This window comes from Sphingomonas sp. SORGH_AS_0438 (genome assembly GCF_031453475.1).
In the GTDB taxonomy this organism is placed as follows: Bacteria; Pseudomonadota; Alphaproteobacteria; order Sphingomonadales; family Sphingomonadaceae; genus Sphingomonas.
Genome location: NZ_JAVIZS010000001.1, coordinates 3,065,051 through 3,080,626 on the forward strand (window position 1 = coordinate 3,065,051; position 15,576 = coordinate 3,080,626).

Below are 15,576 nucleotides of genomic sequence, written 5' to 3' on the forward strand. Positions count from 1 at the left end.
TTCCACCCTCAACGTCCCATGACAACGGGGCGGATAGCAGCCTATGCGGGCGATGTCATCCGACCTGACCTCTACACAGCATGGATTTGAAGGGTTGCCGGAACCCGACGCCGTTCCCCTGCGACTTCTACCGTCCCCGTGGCCGTCCTACCGCCTTAGAACGCGTTACGGTGCGTCAGCACTCGGAAGGTCTGCAGGACAAGCATGATGTCGCGCCAGATCGACCAATTTTCCAAATAGGCCAGATCCGCCTGCACACGGTTCAGCAGATCGTCACTCGTCTCTGTATTGCCGCGAAAACCTTGCACCTGTGCAAGTCCGGTCAAACCGGGCTTGACCGCATGTCGGCTCCAATAGTGCGAGGTCACCTCCCAATAGAGAACCTTACCCGCCAGGGCGCCGGTCGCATGAGGTCGGGGACCCACGATACTCATGTCGCCCCGAAGCACGTTCAGCATCTGCGGCAGTTCGTCCAGGCTGGTTTTGCGAATGAACCGACCGACCTGAGTGACGCGAGCATCGTTGCGGGTGGTGAGTTTGCTGGCCGTATGATCAAGCAGATCGTTGCGCATGCTGCGGAATTTGAACATCCGGAACATGCGATTACCTTTGCCGATGCGATCCTGCACGAACAGCACCGGCCCCGGCGAATCCAGCTTGATGAGGATCGCCAGCCCCAGAAACAAAGGAGACAGTAGAATCAGCGTCGACAAGGCCACCGTCAGGTCAAACAACCGTTTGATCACCCGATCGACGGCATTGAGCGGGCCCGTGGCGATCAGTGTCGTCGCGATATCGTGATAACGAGTCGTACTGATCGCTCCGATCGCGTCCAGTTCGGGAGTCAGAACCTCGACATTGACGCCGACACCCTTGAGCGCGGCGGCCCATACGCCGCGACGTCCGGGCCGGCAGGCAAGGATCACCCTATCGGTATCGTGGAGCAACCGGCCGATCCGGTCGAGCATGGCCGGATCGTTGATATTGGGCACGATATTCAACGTCTTGAGATCGATTTTGTAAGACGTGCAGCCGATCGGCGGATCGAAATCCTCGATCAGTACGACTTCGCTTTCCGGGCTGCCATCCAGCACGGCATAGGCGAGCCTCGCAAAATAATATCGTCCTATGATCAACAGCACGCAACTGCCAAGCGTACCACCCAGCGCGAGACCGCGAGACAGCGAGTCCGACGATTTCAGCACGAAGGTGATGCTGATGACGATCAGCATTGCGGTCAGCAGCGAGAGGCAGGCCCGCCGCATACTGGGGGACGGATGGATGACGATCGCAAGACGATAGGCCTGTTGCCGGATCGCGGTGAGATAATAGACCGGCAGGAGGAGCGGGAGCAACGTCAGCAAGCGCTCATGACCGATACTGCCCAGATACGACCAGGACGCCGCCATCATGCCGGTGCATAGCGTCACGAGATCGAGCAATACGAGATAGGTGAGCAGACGAGCCCTCAGGCTTCGCTTGGAGGTCACGCCATCGTGATTGCCCGTTTCCGACAGGGGGAGCGTCTGCGGACCGGTTTCGATCGTGGGTGCCAAGGCACCGTTCGGCATCCTAATCACAGCAAGCAACTCGTGTTTTAACGTCGCCCGAAGGCTTCGCTCAATGCCAAATTATGGCCAAACCGCTAGGTATGGTCAGGCTGACGACCCCTGATACAGCACGCATTGGCGAGTTCAAGTGGTCATGGTCATAGGCAACGGCATCGCCAACAGCACGTTCCGCGACGGTCATGACCGCGCATCCGGCAGGCGGACTACGGGTCTGCGCTATACACGGCGTAATATGCAAGCGACGAGGAATCTAAAGCTTCACGGTATACCCGGTCACATGACGACGAGCGTCCCTGATACCACGCAATATCATACTAGCGGAACGCAAACGGTGTTTTTCAAACAGCATCGCCTTCACCGTTTCCGCAATCGTCGCGCGTAACAGGCTACGATACAGACCGGGAAACATCCTGCTCATTTTCAGAATATAGATAGAATTGCGGGCAATATAGTATCGCCTTTTTGGCGTGTAGTGCGACACCGTACAAATCGTTCGGCCTAGGACGACGACCTTCTTCCGCTTCGCCGGAGCATGATACAAGGTTACCTGACTGCACTGCAGCAATGCGTAACCAAGCTGTCGCGCCCGCGTGCTATAGTCGTAATCGGTACAATCGATGAAATACCCCTCATCGAACAGGCCGATCTCTTCAACCGCCGCCAGGCTCAACGTCATCCCCGACGTCATCACCGCCTCTACCGGCCCATCGCCGATCCGGAGCAACGGAATTTCCTCCTGCGTCGAACGATCGATGTAGCGTGGTACGACCAGCGCCCGTTCGGCCTCACCGGCGAAGGTCGTGATCGCGTCGACGAAACCCGGCGCGATCCGGCTGTCCTGATCGAACAGACATACCCACTGACTCCCGCGTTCACGCACTTCGCGCAAGCCGGCATTCAGCGCCGCACCGAGGCCGGCATTGCGCCCGAGCTTGATGAGCGTCAATTCACCGGCGTTCGCCATTGCCTCGATCCCCGAAAGTTCGGCGGGAGACGATCCATTGTCGGCGACGACCACGTGGCCGCCCTCCGCTACGAGTGCGCGAAGATTACGTTCGACGTCGTCGTCGGGATGAAAGGTCACGACGATCGCACTGGTAACTCCGGTCATTCGCTACGCTCCGTGGGCGTTATTCGTCGGCGGAATTGCCGGATACCCGCCAGCGCCATGGAATGACCCGCCTGGCGCTCCGACGCCGTCAGATTGAAATAGACGACAAAGGATAGCGCTGCGCCGAGCACGACGATACCGATGCCCGCCGTGGCAGTGATCGACAGCGGATCATTCCAGAACAGGGTCGTCACTGCGATCATCGGCAGGATTGCCAGAAACGGACGACCGAGCGCCGCGGCGGTATAGGCCAGAGGCCGTGACATGATCGCTGTCGTTCGAGGCATGCTGATAAGGCACTGGCCCGCCACCCCGATCAGCGAGGCGAACAGGATCGCCATCGCTACGCCCGTGCCGCCCCACCAGCGCACCAGCACCAGGGACAGGATGATGCTGGTCACGCCTTCGATCAGGATGGCGGGGATGGTCTTCATGACCTGGCCAACCCCCAATACGGCAATTCGGTACGGATGCGTACTCAAGCCGACGAACTGAGCCAGCATTAGCAGCAATGCAGGTAGCCGAACCTGCTCGGCAAGTACCGGACCGATCCACAAGCGCAAGAAAAACGGGGTTATAATCATCAGCCCCGCCGTGAACAGCGCAAGGGAAATACTCGAGAACCGTGCGAAGCGAAGGAGCAGATCCCCCATCGCCACCGGATTATTGTCGACGCTGCGCCCCGATAACATTGGCAATGCCGCAGCCAGGATTGCGGCCTGCGGGATCAGCAACATGTTCGCATAAGCAAACGCCAATGAAAAAGCCGGCACAGCGGCAAAATCATAGATGCCGACGATCGGCAATGCGAGGCCGGACATGAGGATGCTCGACATCGTAACGAGGCCTACCGCACCGGAATAGCCGGCGAATTCACGCACGACCGTCGCCCGCACGGCCACCAGTCTTAATTTGACCGCGCCATGGAACCGGGACCAGAAACGAAGGTAGATCAGCGGCGCCATCAGCGTCGTCAGAGCGAAACACACAGCAAGACTGATCAGCGCGCCGCCAAATATAACCGCTAGGATCATCGCCACGCCATTGGCCAGTTTTGACAGCACAATGGCGACCGTGACGACATGGTTACGTTGATAGCCCAGAAACGCGCCCACGATCGTGACGCACGGAAGCGAAACGGCTAGTGCACCGACAATGATCACGGCGCTGAGTTGCGCGGTCGGCAGCAAAGCATGAGGGATGGATGGAAATACCACCCCCAGCATTGCCGCTGCCACCAGACCCAGCAGAAGGATGCTGAACGCCAGAATGATCAGGAATGCGAGAATACTCGACAGCGTGATACTCAGATCATCGCGATCCTCCCGCGCGACCGATCGCGCGGTGAAACGCGCCACCGTCGTCTGCATGTTGGTATCGACCATGGAATAATATGTGGCGATCTGCAGAAGCAGCATCCAGGTCGCATAGGCGTCGTTCGCCATATGATGAATCAGGAATGGCGGAACGACGAGCAATACCATCCAGTTGATGACATAGCGCGCCAGATTCCATGCCGCATTGGACGCGACCAGGCCTGCGGTGGCATGCACTTTCGAGGTCACGACAGTGTTTGCGTCCGGTGATGAGAGGCGACGTGGAATGTCGTCATTCGGCGAGCCCGATATTGCCGACGAACTGGGCACCCGATGTGTTGCCCAGCTTCAACACGCGGAGCGGCGCCCCGCGGACGATGTTGCCGCTGACGATGCCGCTGCCGCCATCGACCAGGCTCAGGCCGAAGCCGCGAACGTCCTTCAAATGATTGCCATCGATCAGATATTCGGAATTGCCCGCGCTTTCGATTCCTCCTTCGCACGAGCCGATGCTGTTCTGCCCCATTCGGACCGACGCACCCTGAACCGAAATGGCGAACCCCTTGGCACCGGAGATCCGGCACATCGCCACTTCGGCATCCGGACAGTCCTGGATACGGACTCCGTGCTGCCAGGGACCATCGATCCTATTGCCGACCAGTTGGACGTCACGGGCATTGGTAACCAGCAGGCCGCAGGGGGCGGCTTTTCCTACCGAACGGGTGATCGTGCAGACATTGTCGGAAATCACGACGCCCGACACATGGCCGCCCGCGCTTCGCACCTGGATGCCGTTAAAGTCACCCGAGGCCATGTCGATCATGTTGCCCGATACCAGCACATCGCGCAACGTGACCCCGCCTGTGGCATAAACCAGGATCGCGGCGCGGTCTGGTTGCCATTCGGCACCGGCACGGCTGTGACCGATCAGATCCTGCCGGAACGTGTTGCCGGAGACGATCGAATGGTCGCTCGAGCCCACCAGCCACAGTCCGTCCCACGTCCAGCCACGGCCATAGTTGCCGATGACCCGGCAATAGGGAATGCCTTCTACCGAATAACAGCGCCTGAACCGACCGGTGCCGTCTGGCGACGGTATCACCATATTGCCGATGATTTCCGATGCGGAATTGTTGTCCACGCCCGTGGCATCCAGTTCATAGCCCGGCAGTCGTTCGACATCGATACCGATCCGGCAGTCGTTCGGCACGCCGTTACGACCACTGGCCGCTTCGATCATGTTGGCGATGATCCGGGTACGTGCGCCGAAATCGGCAATGCCGTCGCCGCGATCCTCGCCCTTTCCTTCGCCGTACCGGCCCGCGCCGAGAACACGACAATGATTGAAGGCGAAGACATTGTCGTAGAATTCACCGGTCGGCGAAACCCCGACACACATCTGGAAATCGAGTATGGTGCAATTCAGCACGCGATTTCGATGGCCGAAGAGTTCGATGCCGAAACTCTGCAACCCATCCGCCGCGGCGATACGATCGGGGTTTTCCAGGTAGATCCCGTCGAGGATACAATCATTTGCCTCGACCGCCAGCAGCGTCTTGTTCACCAGCGCACCCGGGCGGGCGACAAGGCTTCCGCGCCCACTGATACGGGTGTTCGCCTGACGGACCGAGATGGTATCGGACACGGCAAATCGGCTGCCGGCTGGCAGGACCAACTCGCCGCCCTGTGCGAGCCAGCGCTGCAAGGCCTCGGTCGCGTCCCGCCGACCGGTGGGGTCTGCGCCGTGATCGACAGGTGACGCCCCTTTGGTCGCACCACCGGTACCGCTTGCCGCCGCAGGTTGAACCGATGCTCCCAACGCGCCGACCGTCGTCAGCATCGCGACCTTCTGCAGCATCGACCGCCGGGCCAAGGGATCGATCATGCGCCACACTCCGATTGAACCATCTCAGCCATGTAACACCTCGCTGTAGAGCCGGTCGAACGCATCAACCTGTCGATTGACCGAAAAGCGGGCCTCGAACGCCTGCCGCGCCCCCTGCCCCAGCGTGCGCAACCGCTCACGATCGAGCGTCGACAACAGCTTCGCGAACGCGTCTGGATCATTTGCATCGATGAGGATGCCGGTATCGGGCGTTACGATGTCGCGCATCAACTCGATATCGTTGGCAATGATCGGAAGGCCCGCGCGCATCGCCTCCAATGCGATCATCGGCATTCCTTCCCAGCGCGACGGCATCACCAGTGCATCGGCGGCCATCAGATAGGCGGTCAGGTCACTGCGTGTCGCCCAGCCCAACAGCCGGACGTTCGGCGGAACGCCATTAGCGGTCGGATCATAGTCGTCATCCGCCTCTCCCACGACATGGATGACGACCGCGGGATCGTCGCATCGCCGCGCCGCCTCAAGCAGCAGGTCCAGCCCCTTCTGGCGTGCGAAGCGACCGACGAACAGAAGATGCAGTCCATTTTCCTCACCCGGCGCGGCAAGTTCACGCGGAACGAACGCACCGGGTTCGGGGGCCATGCCGTTGGCGATTACGCGCAGCTTTTCCGGTGACAGACCAAAGGCCAGTGCGAGATCGCGCTCCTCGTTCGTCTCGTTCACCACCACATCGGTCACGCGCAGCAACATACGTTCCACCAGCGCATAGGCTCGACGCTTCCATGGCGCGACGTCCATCGCGAACGACCATGCGTGGGGGCAGTAGATCGTCGGTGTCCGACGGAATCCGATCCGGAAGGGCACACGGGTCGCCACTCCCCCGAAGGTACTGTGCGCATGGATAATGTCCGGCGAAAAATCGCGGACGGCATGCCTGACGGCGCCAGCCAGCCTCAGAGTCTTTCCTAGGCGTCCGACTTGCGCATCCTCGAAAGTTCGGCACACCGAGTTCGTCGTCGCGCTCAGATAGTTCATCTGGCTCGCAGGGGCGATGAGCCGGACATTGTCGCTGCCATAGCGCGCGATTTGGGCCGGGATGACTTCGTCGAGATGCGAAGCCAGCCCGCCCTTGACGATTTCCGTCACATGAAGAATTCTCATGCAGCCCTCAAAATAGGTTGGTTGTGCCGCTTGGTCAGTTGGACGCCGCGGTCGCCGGGGCAGCATCGATAAGGCCGATCGCGACGGCATAATCCCGAATGCCTTGCGGCAGCGGTCGGGATCGATGCAATCCCATGCCGCGCAGTCGATCGACGGCCAGCACCAGTCGCGGTACGTCGACGGCGCGTGGGGGACGGAAAGACAGTGGTATCTCGCGCCCGGTCACCTGCTCCACGATCCGGACCACGTCGAGGAGCGAATGCCCCTCCCCGCTACCGGCATTCACCGTTCCTTCGCAGCCACGCTCGATCAGGGCACGGGTAGTGGCAGTGAGATCATCGATATGAATATAATCGCGGACACTGGAACCGTCGCCCCAGACCTCCAATCCACGCTGTTCGGCAACGCGTCCGAACAGCACCGACACCAATCCCTGCGCGCCGTTCAGCGCCTGATGCGGTCCATAGGGGTTCGACGGCCGGATAATCAGGCTCCGCAACCCGCGTGTGCGTTGCAGAAAATGCAGATGTGTTTCCATCTCCAACTTGGACTGACCATAAAAGCTGATCGGTCCACACGGATCCGCCTCTGCGGCATTGTCGCCGGAGGGTATGCCGTAAACCGTGCCGCCAGAGGAGAAATACACCAGGCGGGTGCCTAGTCCCGCCAGCGCGTCCGCCAGACGCAATGCCGGGGTCAACACCGTTTCGCGCTCGACCAGATAGTCGGCGAGCGTACTGGACGGCTTCATGCCCGAAACGAGGTGGACCACTGCATCGATCCGTTGCTTCGTGATCAGGGCAACAAGATCATCCACATCGCCCAGCCCGATCGCGATCGGCCGCGTACCGGCAGGCACCCGATCGGGGCCAATCCTGCGACCAGCGATCAGAACGTCATGCCCCGCCGCCGTTAGCGCGTGCGAAAGATTGACTCCGATAAATCCCGTTCCGCCCAAAAGCAGCAGTCGTTGCGGCTCATTGTTCAGGGATGTGGCAGGCGTCTTTTCAATCAGTGTCATACGCCGCCAATGCTGCAACAGAAACGCAAGGGGCGCTACCGGCCCCGGTCTTACAATGTGGCATGCACCGTCGCAATCTTGCCTGCACGTGCGGAGTGTTCCAATCGTGATGGGGTCGGCGTGCCGCCACCGCCCGATCCCGACAGCGGCGACGCCTGCCACAACCTGTCCCACATCGCCAGGCTGGGCGCGAGGAACAACAGCGCCGTACTGAGGTGTCGTAGATAGCTGCCCAGATCCGGTTCGAAAATGTTCAATACCAACATATGGGCGCAGAACAACGCTGCTGGCCAGCTGACACGCGAGTTCCCACTGCGAAGACCACTGATCATGAGCAATGTATAGACGCACAGCATCACGAACAGATAAGCTTCCTTGAGTCCACCACCAACGAAGATAGGGAAATTAAGGCGCCATGCTGCGTATAGATAGTTTATAGGGAACGTCCTAAGCCCGTCCGGCTGAACCAAGTTCATGAACGCGGTGCGATTCCCTTGCCCACCAAGTCGCGAATAATTCACGATATCGCGCTGCATTTGCAATGTTTCATACAAATTGTCGGGCAGGAGCATCGCAAGCAGCGGCACGACAGCCAATATGATGATGCGCCAGTACCACTTGACTCTCAGCAGCACGAGAAGACCAAGCCAAACCGCAAGGATTATGATGAAATACTGCCGGAATATGACAGCATATAATAAATATAGTGCACTGGTCAGCCCGATACGAAGGCTGAGATTTCGCTGAAAGCCGGTCAGAACCAGCGTGCTGCCGATGATCACCGGGGTGACGAACGTGTCCTTGGTAAATAGCGGCAGGTAGAGCAGCCATGCGGGCACCAGACAGGCCAGCGCCAGTGTCAGCGTTCGCGGCAGACGCAGCCACCACAACAACAAGCCGATCGTCGCGACACCCAGAACGATCAGCATCGCCATACGTATCGCTTCATTGGTATGGGCGTAGATGAGCGATACAGCGGCATAGCCATCGAACGTCTCGGCCGAGGCAGTCATTGATGACATTTTGGCGACGGTTTCGGCGTCGTTCCCCTGACTGGGCAGGATCGCCGCCAGCACCGTCTGCGCCAGGAACACGAACACGACGAACGCCACGCAGGTCACGATGATGGTAAGGTTGCGCAGCCCCGTGGAAGGACGCTTAAGCATCCGCCACCGCACGGCGGCGCGCTTGATCGCCGTCCTTCATCATTTCGCTGAAATGCACGATACGCATGCGACCTTCCAAACACCTTCACTGCCGACCGAATAGCCTCGGAGTCTCACGCGGCACGGGCAGATAGCCATTCCGTACGGATTTCGCAATCGACCGCCGGGTGGGGCCAGGGCAGCTACTATCGTTGCCTAGCCCAAACTGTTAAGGCCGGCGTCATTCGAATTCAGTCCATAGGTGAATGATGAAGGTACTCGTCCTGGCCCCTCTGGTCCGGATTGCGATGCGGCTGTATCTTCAAAGTCTGCTCGACGACGCCAAAGCGGCCGGGGCTGAGGTGACGGTGATCGCACCCAGCCATGTCGATGTGGAAACAGACTATCCCATCGTCCGGATCGGCGGCGGCGGCAAGCTTTCCACCGCCTGGGCGCAAGTGAACCCGCTCACCTTCCTACGTATCACCTGGACGATGTTGCGCGGGCGGTTCGACATGTTGCATGTCATCAATGGCGAGAACCGCCCGTTGGTGGTCTGGGCGATGCTGTGGGCGCGATTGCTCGGGATGCGCGGTGTCGTGACCATTCACGATCCCCTGCCCCATCCCTGTGCCAAGTTGGAGGTCGCCACCTATAAGATCGGGTTGCTGTCACGTCGGCTCGCGAGCGAACTGAACATACACGACAAGGCCCATGTCGATATTGTGGCGGATGGTTCCGGCCGGCCGATCCACGTCTTCCCCCTTCCCAATCTCCCGAAATCCTTCGGTCGTGCCGAGACGCTGCGAAAGGCGCAGGAGGTGCTCTTCTTTGGTCGGATGGAGCCCTATAAGGGCATCGACAATTTCGTCGAACTGGGATTACGCATGCGGGGCGAGGCTCGGTTCACCCTGGCGGGCAAGGGCAAAGTTCCCGACACGCTACTCAAAACCATGGCCGAGCATCCGGACATCTTCACCGTCGAGCATCGCCATGTGACCGACGAGGAGATGATCGCGATGATGGACCGGGCGAAAGTGGCACTGTTGCCCTATCATTCCGCCACTCAGTCCGGCGTGCCGCCCGTCGCGGCGGCTCGCGGCACGCTGCCGGTGGGATTCGCCGTTGGTGGACTCGTGAACCAGTTGCCGGCGCTGGGCGGCATCGCCGTCCCGCCGGGCGATCTCGACGCGCTCGAGGCGGCCGTCCGTGTCGGGCTGGCGATGGACGAGACAGCGCTACAAAGGCTGACCGAACATCCCGACCCTTTCAAGACGGCGATCGCCCGCCTCTATGCACGGCCTGCGTTCGGCGTCGCGCCGATCGCGCCTGTCGTCATCGCCTGACCCGATGCCGAAGAACTGGCTCCGCCGCAAACTCGGCCTGATCGCCGGGTCACTCGAAACCTCCCTGTACCGCGTCGTTCAAGTGATCCCCGTCAATATCGTGCGAATTCTATGCCTGCGCATGATGGGCGCCCGGATCGGTGCCGGTGTGGCGATCAATCACGGGCTTCAGATCCGCGTGGCCCGGCGCATCGCCATGGGTGACGATATCTTCGTTGCCGAAGACGTCATCCTGGACGCGCGCGGCGGGATCACGATCGGAGCGCACACCAGCATCAACAGCCGCGTTCAGATCTGGACCGCACAACATGACTGGCAGTCCCCCGATTTCGCCTATGTACAGGCGCCCATCCGGATCGGTTCACATTGCTGGATCAGCGCCGGTGTGATCATTTTGCCGGGCGTCAGCATCGGCGAGGGTACGGTCGTCGCAGCGGGATCGGTCGTGACGAAGGATCTCGAGCCCTGGATCCTGGCTGGCGGCGTGCCTGCACGAAAGCTGCGCGATCGTCCTGTCGTGCGGGATTATCGACTGGACGCGGCGGCAAACAAGAATTGGTTCTGGTAGGTAGGATCATGAAAGATCAACAGGCCATCCTGTTTCTCTGCGACGATCCCGACGTGCTGGGCGGGCTTCAGCGCGTGATGGGCACGCTGATCGACGCATTCCGTGCACGGGGTTATCGCGTCGTCGTCACCGCGCTGCACTTGAACGGCGGCAAAGGATTCGTGGATCCCGCGGTCGAACGGCATCGTCTGTTCAGCGAAGGCCCGCTGTCCCGCCTGATACAAAAAATCAAATTCGGACCATTGCATCTTCAGGGTCGCCGTCTGTTACGCCTGCGTTGGCTGGCACAACGTCGCGCGCGGCGGTTCTTGCGCGAACAGGTCGAAACATTACGGCCAGCCGCCGTCATCGCGTTCGACTCCCTGACGGCAAAACTCGCCTCGGAAAGCCAATTGCGAGACACCAAGCTACTGATTCAATATCATAATTCCTTCGATTCCCTGACGGGAACCTCGGACCTCGATCGGTTACGTACCGTAAGCTCAGGCGCTTCCCGCTTTCTGGCCCTTACGGCCGCTGACGCCCAGCGGTTTGCGATGGATGGGTTTTCGCGCGTTTCCTATGTTTCGAACCCGGTTTCCTTCTTCCCCGCCCATCTTCCCGCCCATCGTGCGCAGCAGGTGGTGGCGCTTGGACGCTATCATCATCAAAAGGCATTCGACCACCTCGTGACGGCATGGGCCAAGGTGACGTCGCGTGAGGGATGGCATCTTCACATCTATGGTGACGGACCTGAGCGCGAGTTGATCGACGCGACGGTCACGCATCTGAATGTCGAAGACAGCGTCACGGTCCACGGACCGACCCAGGATGCGGAACAGGCCCTCAGCCATGCGTCCATCTATGCCTTATCTTCACGCTTCGAAGGATTGTGCATGGTCGCACTCGAAGCGATCGCCTGTGGCGTGCCCATCGTCACCACCGCATCCGGTCCCGGTACCCTGGAGATTGCCGAGGGCTGTGGTCTGATCTGCGATGTTGGCGATACGGCCGCCTTCGCGGCGCATCTTCAAACACTCATCAACGATAGGACATTGCGCGAAGACCTCGGCGCGGCGGGGCGTCAGAAGGCGCAGAATTACCGGGTCGACGCAATCGTCGACCGCTGGGAACAGGTCATCACCGAAAGTCCTGCCATACCGGTTAGCGCCTGATGAGGGACACCCGCGAGATCATATAGTCGCTGGGCGGTCCGTCCAAGCCGCCACGCACATCCAACGAAAGCAAGGCCGTGTCGCAACCGGAAGCCGGAACCACGATGTCGGTCGCGATCCGACCGTTCTTTTCCGGTTGCGAGACGAACGCCGCTCCCCCGGCGCAGGTCAACCGTGCGGTCAGGACGCTGCCGTTTGCCGCATCGTTGGCAACCGAGACGCCAAGCCGATAGGTGCCTGGATCGAGTAGCACGGTCTGTCGTGCCACCCACTCATCCGCGCTTGCGGGAACACTGACGCGTAGATGAGAGCCGCCGTTTTCCGCGGGCTCTCGCGATGCAATCAGTTCGTCATGGGCGTTGAACGACCAATCAAAAGGTGGTGGCCCAGGGTCGCGAGCGAAGTCGGAATTATTGACCCGTTCTCGCCCTTTGGCGGTAGGGGCGATCTGACGATAGAAGCGCAGCGCCATCGCGGGTTGCCCCAGAGCGACCATTTTTGAGATGGCCACGCCCAGATACGGGCGATCCACCCCGGAACGGGGATCGAGCAGGAACGACGGAAGCAATATCCCCAATGTGACCGGATTCTCGGCCTTGGGGAGATATGCGGCAATGAAGTCATATCGCCACGACGGATTGCGCGCGAGGAACGCGGCAAGCGGTCGTGCGATGGCTGGATCGTCCGCGGCTGACGTCAGAACCGGGATCAGCTGTTCCCGTAGATTGGGTTCGGCTCGCAATGCACGGTCATAATGCACGAGCGCCCCGATGATATCGCCGCGCTGCACATGGGATTCGATAAGCCAGAGCTGTGTCGGCCCGTCGTGCCGCGACAAAGTCTCACTATATTTAAGCAACCGGTCGGCCTGCGCACTTCGCTGCCCCCGTAGCGACCAACTGAGCGCAAGCGAACGTGCGGCAATCGGGTTGACGGGCTGGCGGTCCAAGGCGGCGGCCGCCAGTTGGCTGGCTTCCGCCAATCCCCTTGCATCGGTGTTGCTCAGAACAAGCTGTGAGCTTTTCGCGGCGGCGGCATCAGCCGACCAAGGCCACCAAGCGAGGACGACATCGGGGTTGCGACGGGCATAGATCCCGGACAGCGTTACCGCGATCGACAGCCAAAGAAGTGGCAGACCGAAGGCCACCGCGATCAGGATGCGACGCAAGTCGATCCGTGCGGACGTCCCCTTTATCGTCTCCTGCTGCGCCATGATCGATCAGGCTGCCTTTTCCCCGTAGCTATAGTCGTAGCCATAGCCATAGGTCCCGGTCTTATTATCATATTTGGTCAGAACCACGCCCAGCACATGCGTTTGCGATGCGAGCAGGCGGCCGATCGCCACGCGAGCGGTATTGCGGCCGGTGGACTTTATGTCGAACACGAACATCGTGCCTTCCACCGCACTGCCGATCAGCAATGCGTCGGCCAGTCCCATCACCGGCGGGGCATCGATCACGACATGATCGAAATCCGCCCCGGCGCGCTCCAGGAGTTGACCGAAGCGCTCGCCGGTCAGAAGTTCGGGCGCACTCGGCGGTTGCGGACCGGCGGTCATGATCACCAGCCCCTCGGTGCCGTCGCGATGGCACAGCCCCGCCAGATTGTCGTCGCCCGACAGATAGTTGCTCAACCCGTGCGTGTTCGGCAGTTCGAGCAGATGATGGATCGATGGCGAGCGCATATCTCCATCGATCAGCAGTACGCGCTTGCCGCTCCGTGCCAGAACGCGTGCCAGGACGTGGCTGGTCGTGGACTTGCCCTCCGCTGGTTGCGAACTGGTGATGGCCAAGCTCGCTGGAACACCATGATCGGATGAAAAGGCCAACCGCGCGCGCAACGAGATATACGCTTCGGATAGCGCAGACTTCGTGTCCATCACGGCACTGCCGACCTCGCCATTGCGCACCTTGGGGATGGTACCTAGCAAAGGCACATGGAGTATCGCCTCGACATCGGCAGGGTCCCGGACCCGATCGTCGATCTGTTCGGCAACAATGGCCATTACGCCGCCCAGGATCGTACCTGCGAGGATCGCGATGGCAAGATTGACTAACGGTCGCGGGCTTGAAGGACGGGTCGGCAGTTCGGACATGTCAACGACGGAGATGTTGTTCACCCCCACACCACCAGCGACACCGATCTCTTTGTAACGCTGCAGCAACGCATCGTAGAGCTGGCGGTTGGTATCCACGTCGCGCTGATAGATATTGTACTGAATGCTGCGACGGCGGAAATTCAGCACCTGCTTTTCCAAAGCGCTGACACGCTGCTTGAGTTGTTCTTCACGATCAAGTGCGGACTGATATGTTTTGCGCAGCGATCCCCCGACACGACCTTCCTCACCAGAAAGGATCTTGTCGATCTGAGCGATCTGCTGACGCAATGCCACGGCAGAGGGGTAGTTCGGTTCGAACTGTACCATCATGCGTGCGTAATCCGCCATCAGGCCGGCACGCTGGGTGCGAAGTTGCGAGATCGTCGGATTGGTCAGTGCTTCGCTGCTCTGACCCCCGCGAGCATTGTCAAGACGACTGGCTGCTTCGATGCGGTCCGCCGTGGCCTGTGCCAGAACACGGTTCAATGCCGACAGATTGTCCACCACGAGCGGACGTTCGCCACCGCTGGTGCCCGATTCGCCCGGAATATTTACGATCGCCTCACGCGAGGCATAATCGACCAGCTGACGTTCCGACTGGTCAATCCGTACACGCAACTGCGCAAGACGTTGCTCCAGGAAGCGCCGGGCATAAGCTGTCGTATCGAACCGGCGGGCGAGCGTCTGTTGGATGAACTGAGTGGCCCATGCGTCCACGACCTTCTTGGCGAAGGCTGGTTCGGGAGCGCTGAAGCTGAGACGCACCAGACGCGACATACGCTCAGGATCGATCGACAAATGCTTTAGAAGTGCATCGCCAGCGGCAATGGTACGCTCTTCGCGGTTGGACGCCCCAGCCACGACGCGTCCGTTTGCGAACCAGCGATCCGCATGGCCTTTGTCAAATGCCTGAAAGAAATTGGCATCTTCGGATAGTCGCAGCTGGTTTGCAACGCGTTGCGCCAGCGACTTGGATTCCAACAGCCCATATTGGGTCTGATAGAATTCCATGTCAGCGCCGCCGCTGTCGCTGTTTTCCGCGCCCTTCACCATGGTGAAATTGCGCGTCTCCCGCTGAATCTCGATGGTCGCACTTGCCGTATAACGCGGCGTCGCGAGCAGGGTGGCCAGGATACCGCCCACCACCGCGATCGCGATACACATGATGATCAACCACTTGCGGCGACGGAAGATGCTCAACGCCTCTGCCATCAGCGTCATGCGCTCGGACCGCCCTCC

12 protein-coding genes are annotated in these 15,576 nt (G+C 60.2%); 3 read left to right on the top strand and 9 right to left on the bottom strand.

Annotated features, from left to right (window positions below; all coding sequences use genetic code 11):
* Window positions 1–155: 155 nt before the first annotated feature.
* The 7 genes from QE452_RS14385 to QE452_RS14415 all read right to left on the bottom strand — a co-directional run bounded on the left by QE452_RS14385 (window position 156) and on the right by QE452_RS14415 (window position 9,192).
* Window positions 156–1,556, bottom strand: a complete 1,401-nt coding sequence (locus QE452_RS14385) for a sugar transferase (protein ID WP_309659557.1) — start codon at window positions 1,554–1,556, stop codon at window positions 156–158.
* A gap of 265 nt (window positions 1,557–1,821) precedes the next feature.
* On the bottom strand, window positions 1,822–2,682 hold the full coding sequence (locus QE452_RS14390) for a glycosyltransferase family 2 protein (protein WP_309659556.1): 861 nt from the start codon (window positions 2,680–2,682) through the stop codon (window positions 1,822–1,824).
* A complete protein-coding gene (locus QE452_RS14395; protein ID WP_309659555.1) occupies window positions 2,679–4,235 on the bottom strand; it encodes a hypothetical protein in 1,557 nt (518 codons plus the stop codon). Before QE452_RS14395 ends, QE452_RS14390 begins: the two co-directional genes overlap by 4 nt.
* Window positions 4,236–4,290: 55 nt before the next feature.
* The gene (locus QE452_RS14400) at window positions 4,291–5,883 is read right to left on the bottom strand and encodes a right-handed parallel beta-helix repeat-containing protein (RefSeq protein ID WP_309659554.1); all 1,593 of its coding nucleotides are present in this window, start codon (window positions 5,881–5,883) and stop codon (window positions 4,291–4,293) included.
* A 24-nt stretch (window positions 5,884–5,907) separates the two neighbouring features.
* Window positions 5,908–6,990, bottom strand: coding sequence for a glycosyltransferase (locus QE452_RS14405; protein ID WP_309659553.1), 1,083 nt, complete (start codon window positions 6,988–6,990; stop codon window positions 5,908–5,910).
* A 49-nt stretch (window positions 6,991–7,039) separates the two neighbouring features.
* Window positions 7,040–8,026 (bottom strand): NAD-dependent epimerase/dehydratase family protein, encoded by a 987-nt coding sequence (locus tag QE452_RS14410; RefSeq protein WP_309659552.1) that lies wholly within the window; start codon window positions 8,024–8,026, stop codon window positions 7,040–7,042.
* Between the two features lie 50 nt (window positions 8,027–8,076).
* Window positions 8,077–9,192, bottom strand: a complete 1,116-nt coding sequence (locus tag QE452_RS14415) for a hypothetical protein (RefSeq protein WP_309659551.1) — start codon at window positions 9,190–9,192, stop codon at window positions 8,077–8,079.
* Between the two features lie 248 nt (window positions 9,193–9,440).
* Between QE452_RS14415 and QE452_RS14420 the strand changes: the two genes are divergently transcribed.
* Genes QE452_RS14420 through QE452_RS14430 form a run of 3 tightly spaced genes read left to right on the top strand, consistent with a single transcriptional unit; the run spans window position 9,441 to window position 12,239 of the window.
* Window positions 9,441–10,517, top strand: a complete 1,077-nt coding sequence (locus QE452_RS14420; protein WP_309730311.1) for a glycosyltransferase — start codon at window positions 9,441–9,443, stop codon at window positions 10,515–10,517.
* Between the two features lie 4 nt (window positions 10,518–10,521).
* The gene (locus QE452_RS14425; protein ID WP_309659549.1) at window positions 10,522–11,085 is read left to right on the top strand and encodes a DapH/DapD/GlmU-related protein; all 564 of its coding nucleotides are present in this window, start codon (window positions 10,522–10,524) and stop codon (window positions 11,083–11,085) included.
* An 8-nt stretch (window positions 11,086–11,093) separates the two neighbouring features.
* Entirely contained in the window at window positions 11,094–12,239 is a 1,146-nt protein-coding gene (locus tag QE452_RS14430) for a glycosyltransferase (protein WP_309659548.1), read from the top strand.
* On the opposite strand, the gene QE452_RS14435 is transcribed toward QE452_RS14430, so the two are convergent.
* Together QE452_RS14435 and QE452_RS14440 are read right to left on the bottom strand one after the other, a co-directional pair.
* Window positions 12,229–13,452, bottom strand: coding sequence for a hypothetical protein (locus QE452_RS14435; protein ID WP_309659547.1), 1,224 nt, complete (start codon window positions 13,450–13,452; stop codon window positions 12,229–12,231). The genes QE452_RS14430 and QE452_RS14435 overlap by 11 nt on opposite strands.
* A 6-nt stretch (window positions 13,453–13,458) precedes the next feature.
* Window positions 13,459–15,558: a polysaccharide biosynthesis tyrosine autokinase gene (locus tag QE452_RS14440; protein ID WP_309659546.1), complete on the bottom strand. Its 2,100-nt coding sequence runs from the start codon at window positions 15,556–15,558 to the stop codon at window positions 13,459–13,461.
* Window positions 15,559–15,576 lie beyond the last annotated feature (18 nt).

Coding starts and splice junctions, on each gene's coding strand:
- QE452_RS14390 (WP_309659556.1), bottom strand. CDS start 2,682: ATGACCGGAGTTACCAGTGCGATCGTCGTGACCTTTCATCCCGACGAC.
- QE452_RS14400 (WP_309659554.1), bottom strand. CDS start 5,883: ATGATCGATCCCTTGGCCCGGCGGTCGATGCTGCAGAAGGTCGCGATG.
- QE452_RS14410 (WP_309659552.1), bottom strand. CDS start 8,026: ATGACACTGATTGAAAAGACGCCTGCCACATCCCTGAACAATGAGCCG.
- QE452_RS14415 (WP_309659551.1), bottom strand. CDS start 9,192: ATGCTTAAGCGTCCTTCCACGGGGCTGCGCAACCTTACCATCATCGTG.
- QE452_RS14420 (WP_309730311.1), top strand. CDS start 9,441: ATGAAGGTACTCGTCCTGGCCCCTCTGGTCCGGATTGCGATGCGGCTG.
- QE452_RS14425 (WP_309659549.1), top strand. CDS start 10,522: ATGCCGAAGAACTGGCTCCGCCGCAAACTCGGCCTGATCGCCGGGTCA.
- QE452_RS14430 (WP_309659548.1), top strand. CDS start 11,094: ATGAAAGATCAACAGGCCATCCTGTTTCTCTGCGACGATCCCGACGTG.
- QE452_RS14435 (WP_309659547.1), bottom strand. CDS start 13,452: ATGGCGCAGCAGGAGACGATAAAGGGGACGTCCGCACGGATCGACTTG.
- QE452_RS14440 (WP_309659546.1), bottom strand. CDS start 15,558: ATGACGCTGATGGCAGAGGCGTTGAGCATCTTCCGTCGCCGCAAGTGG.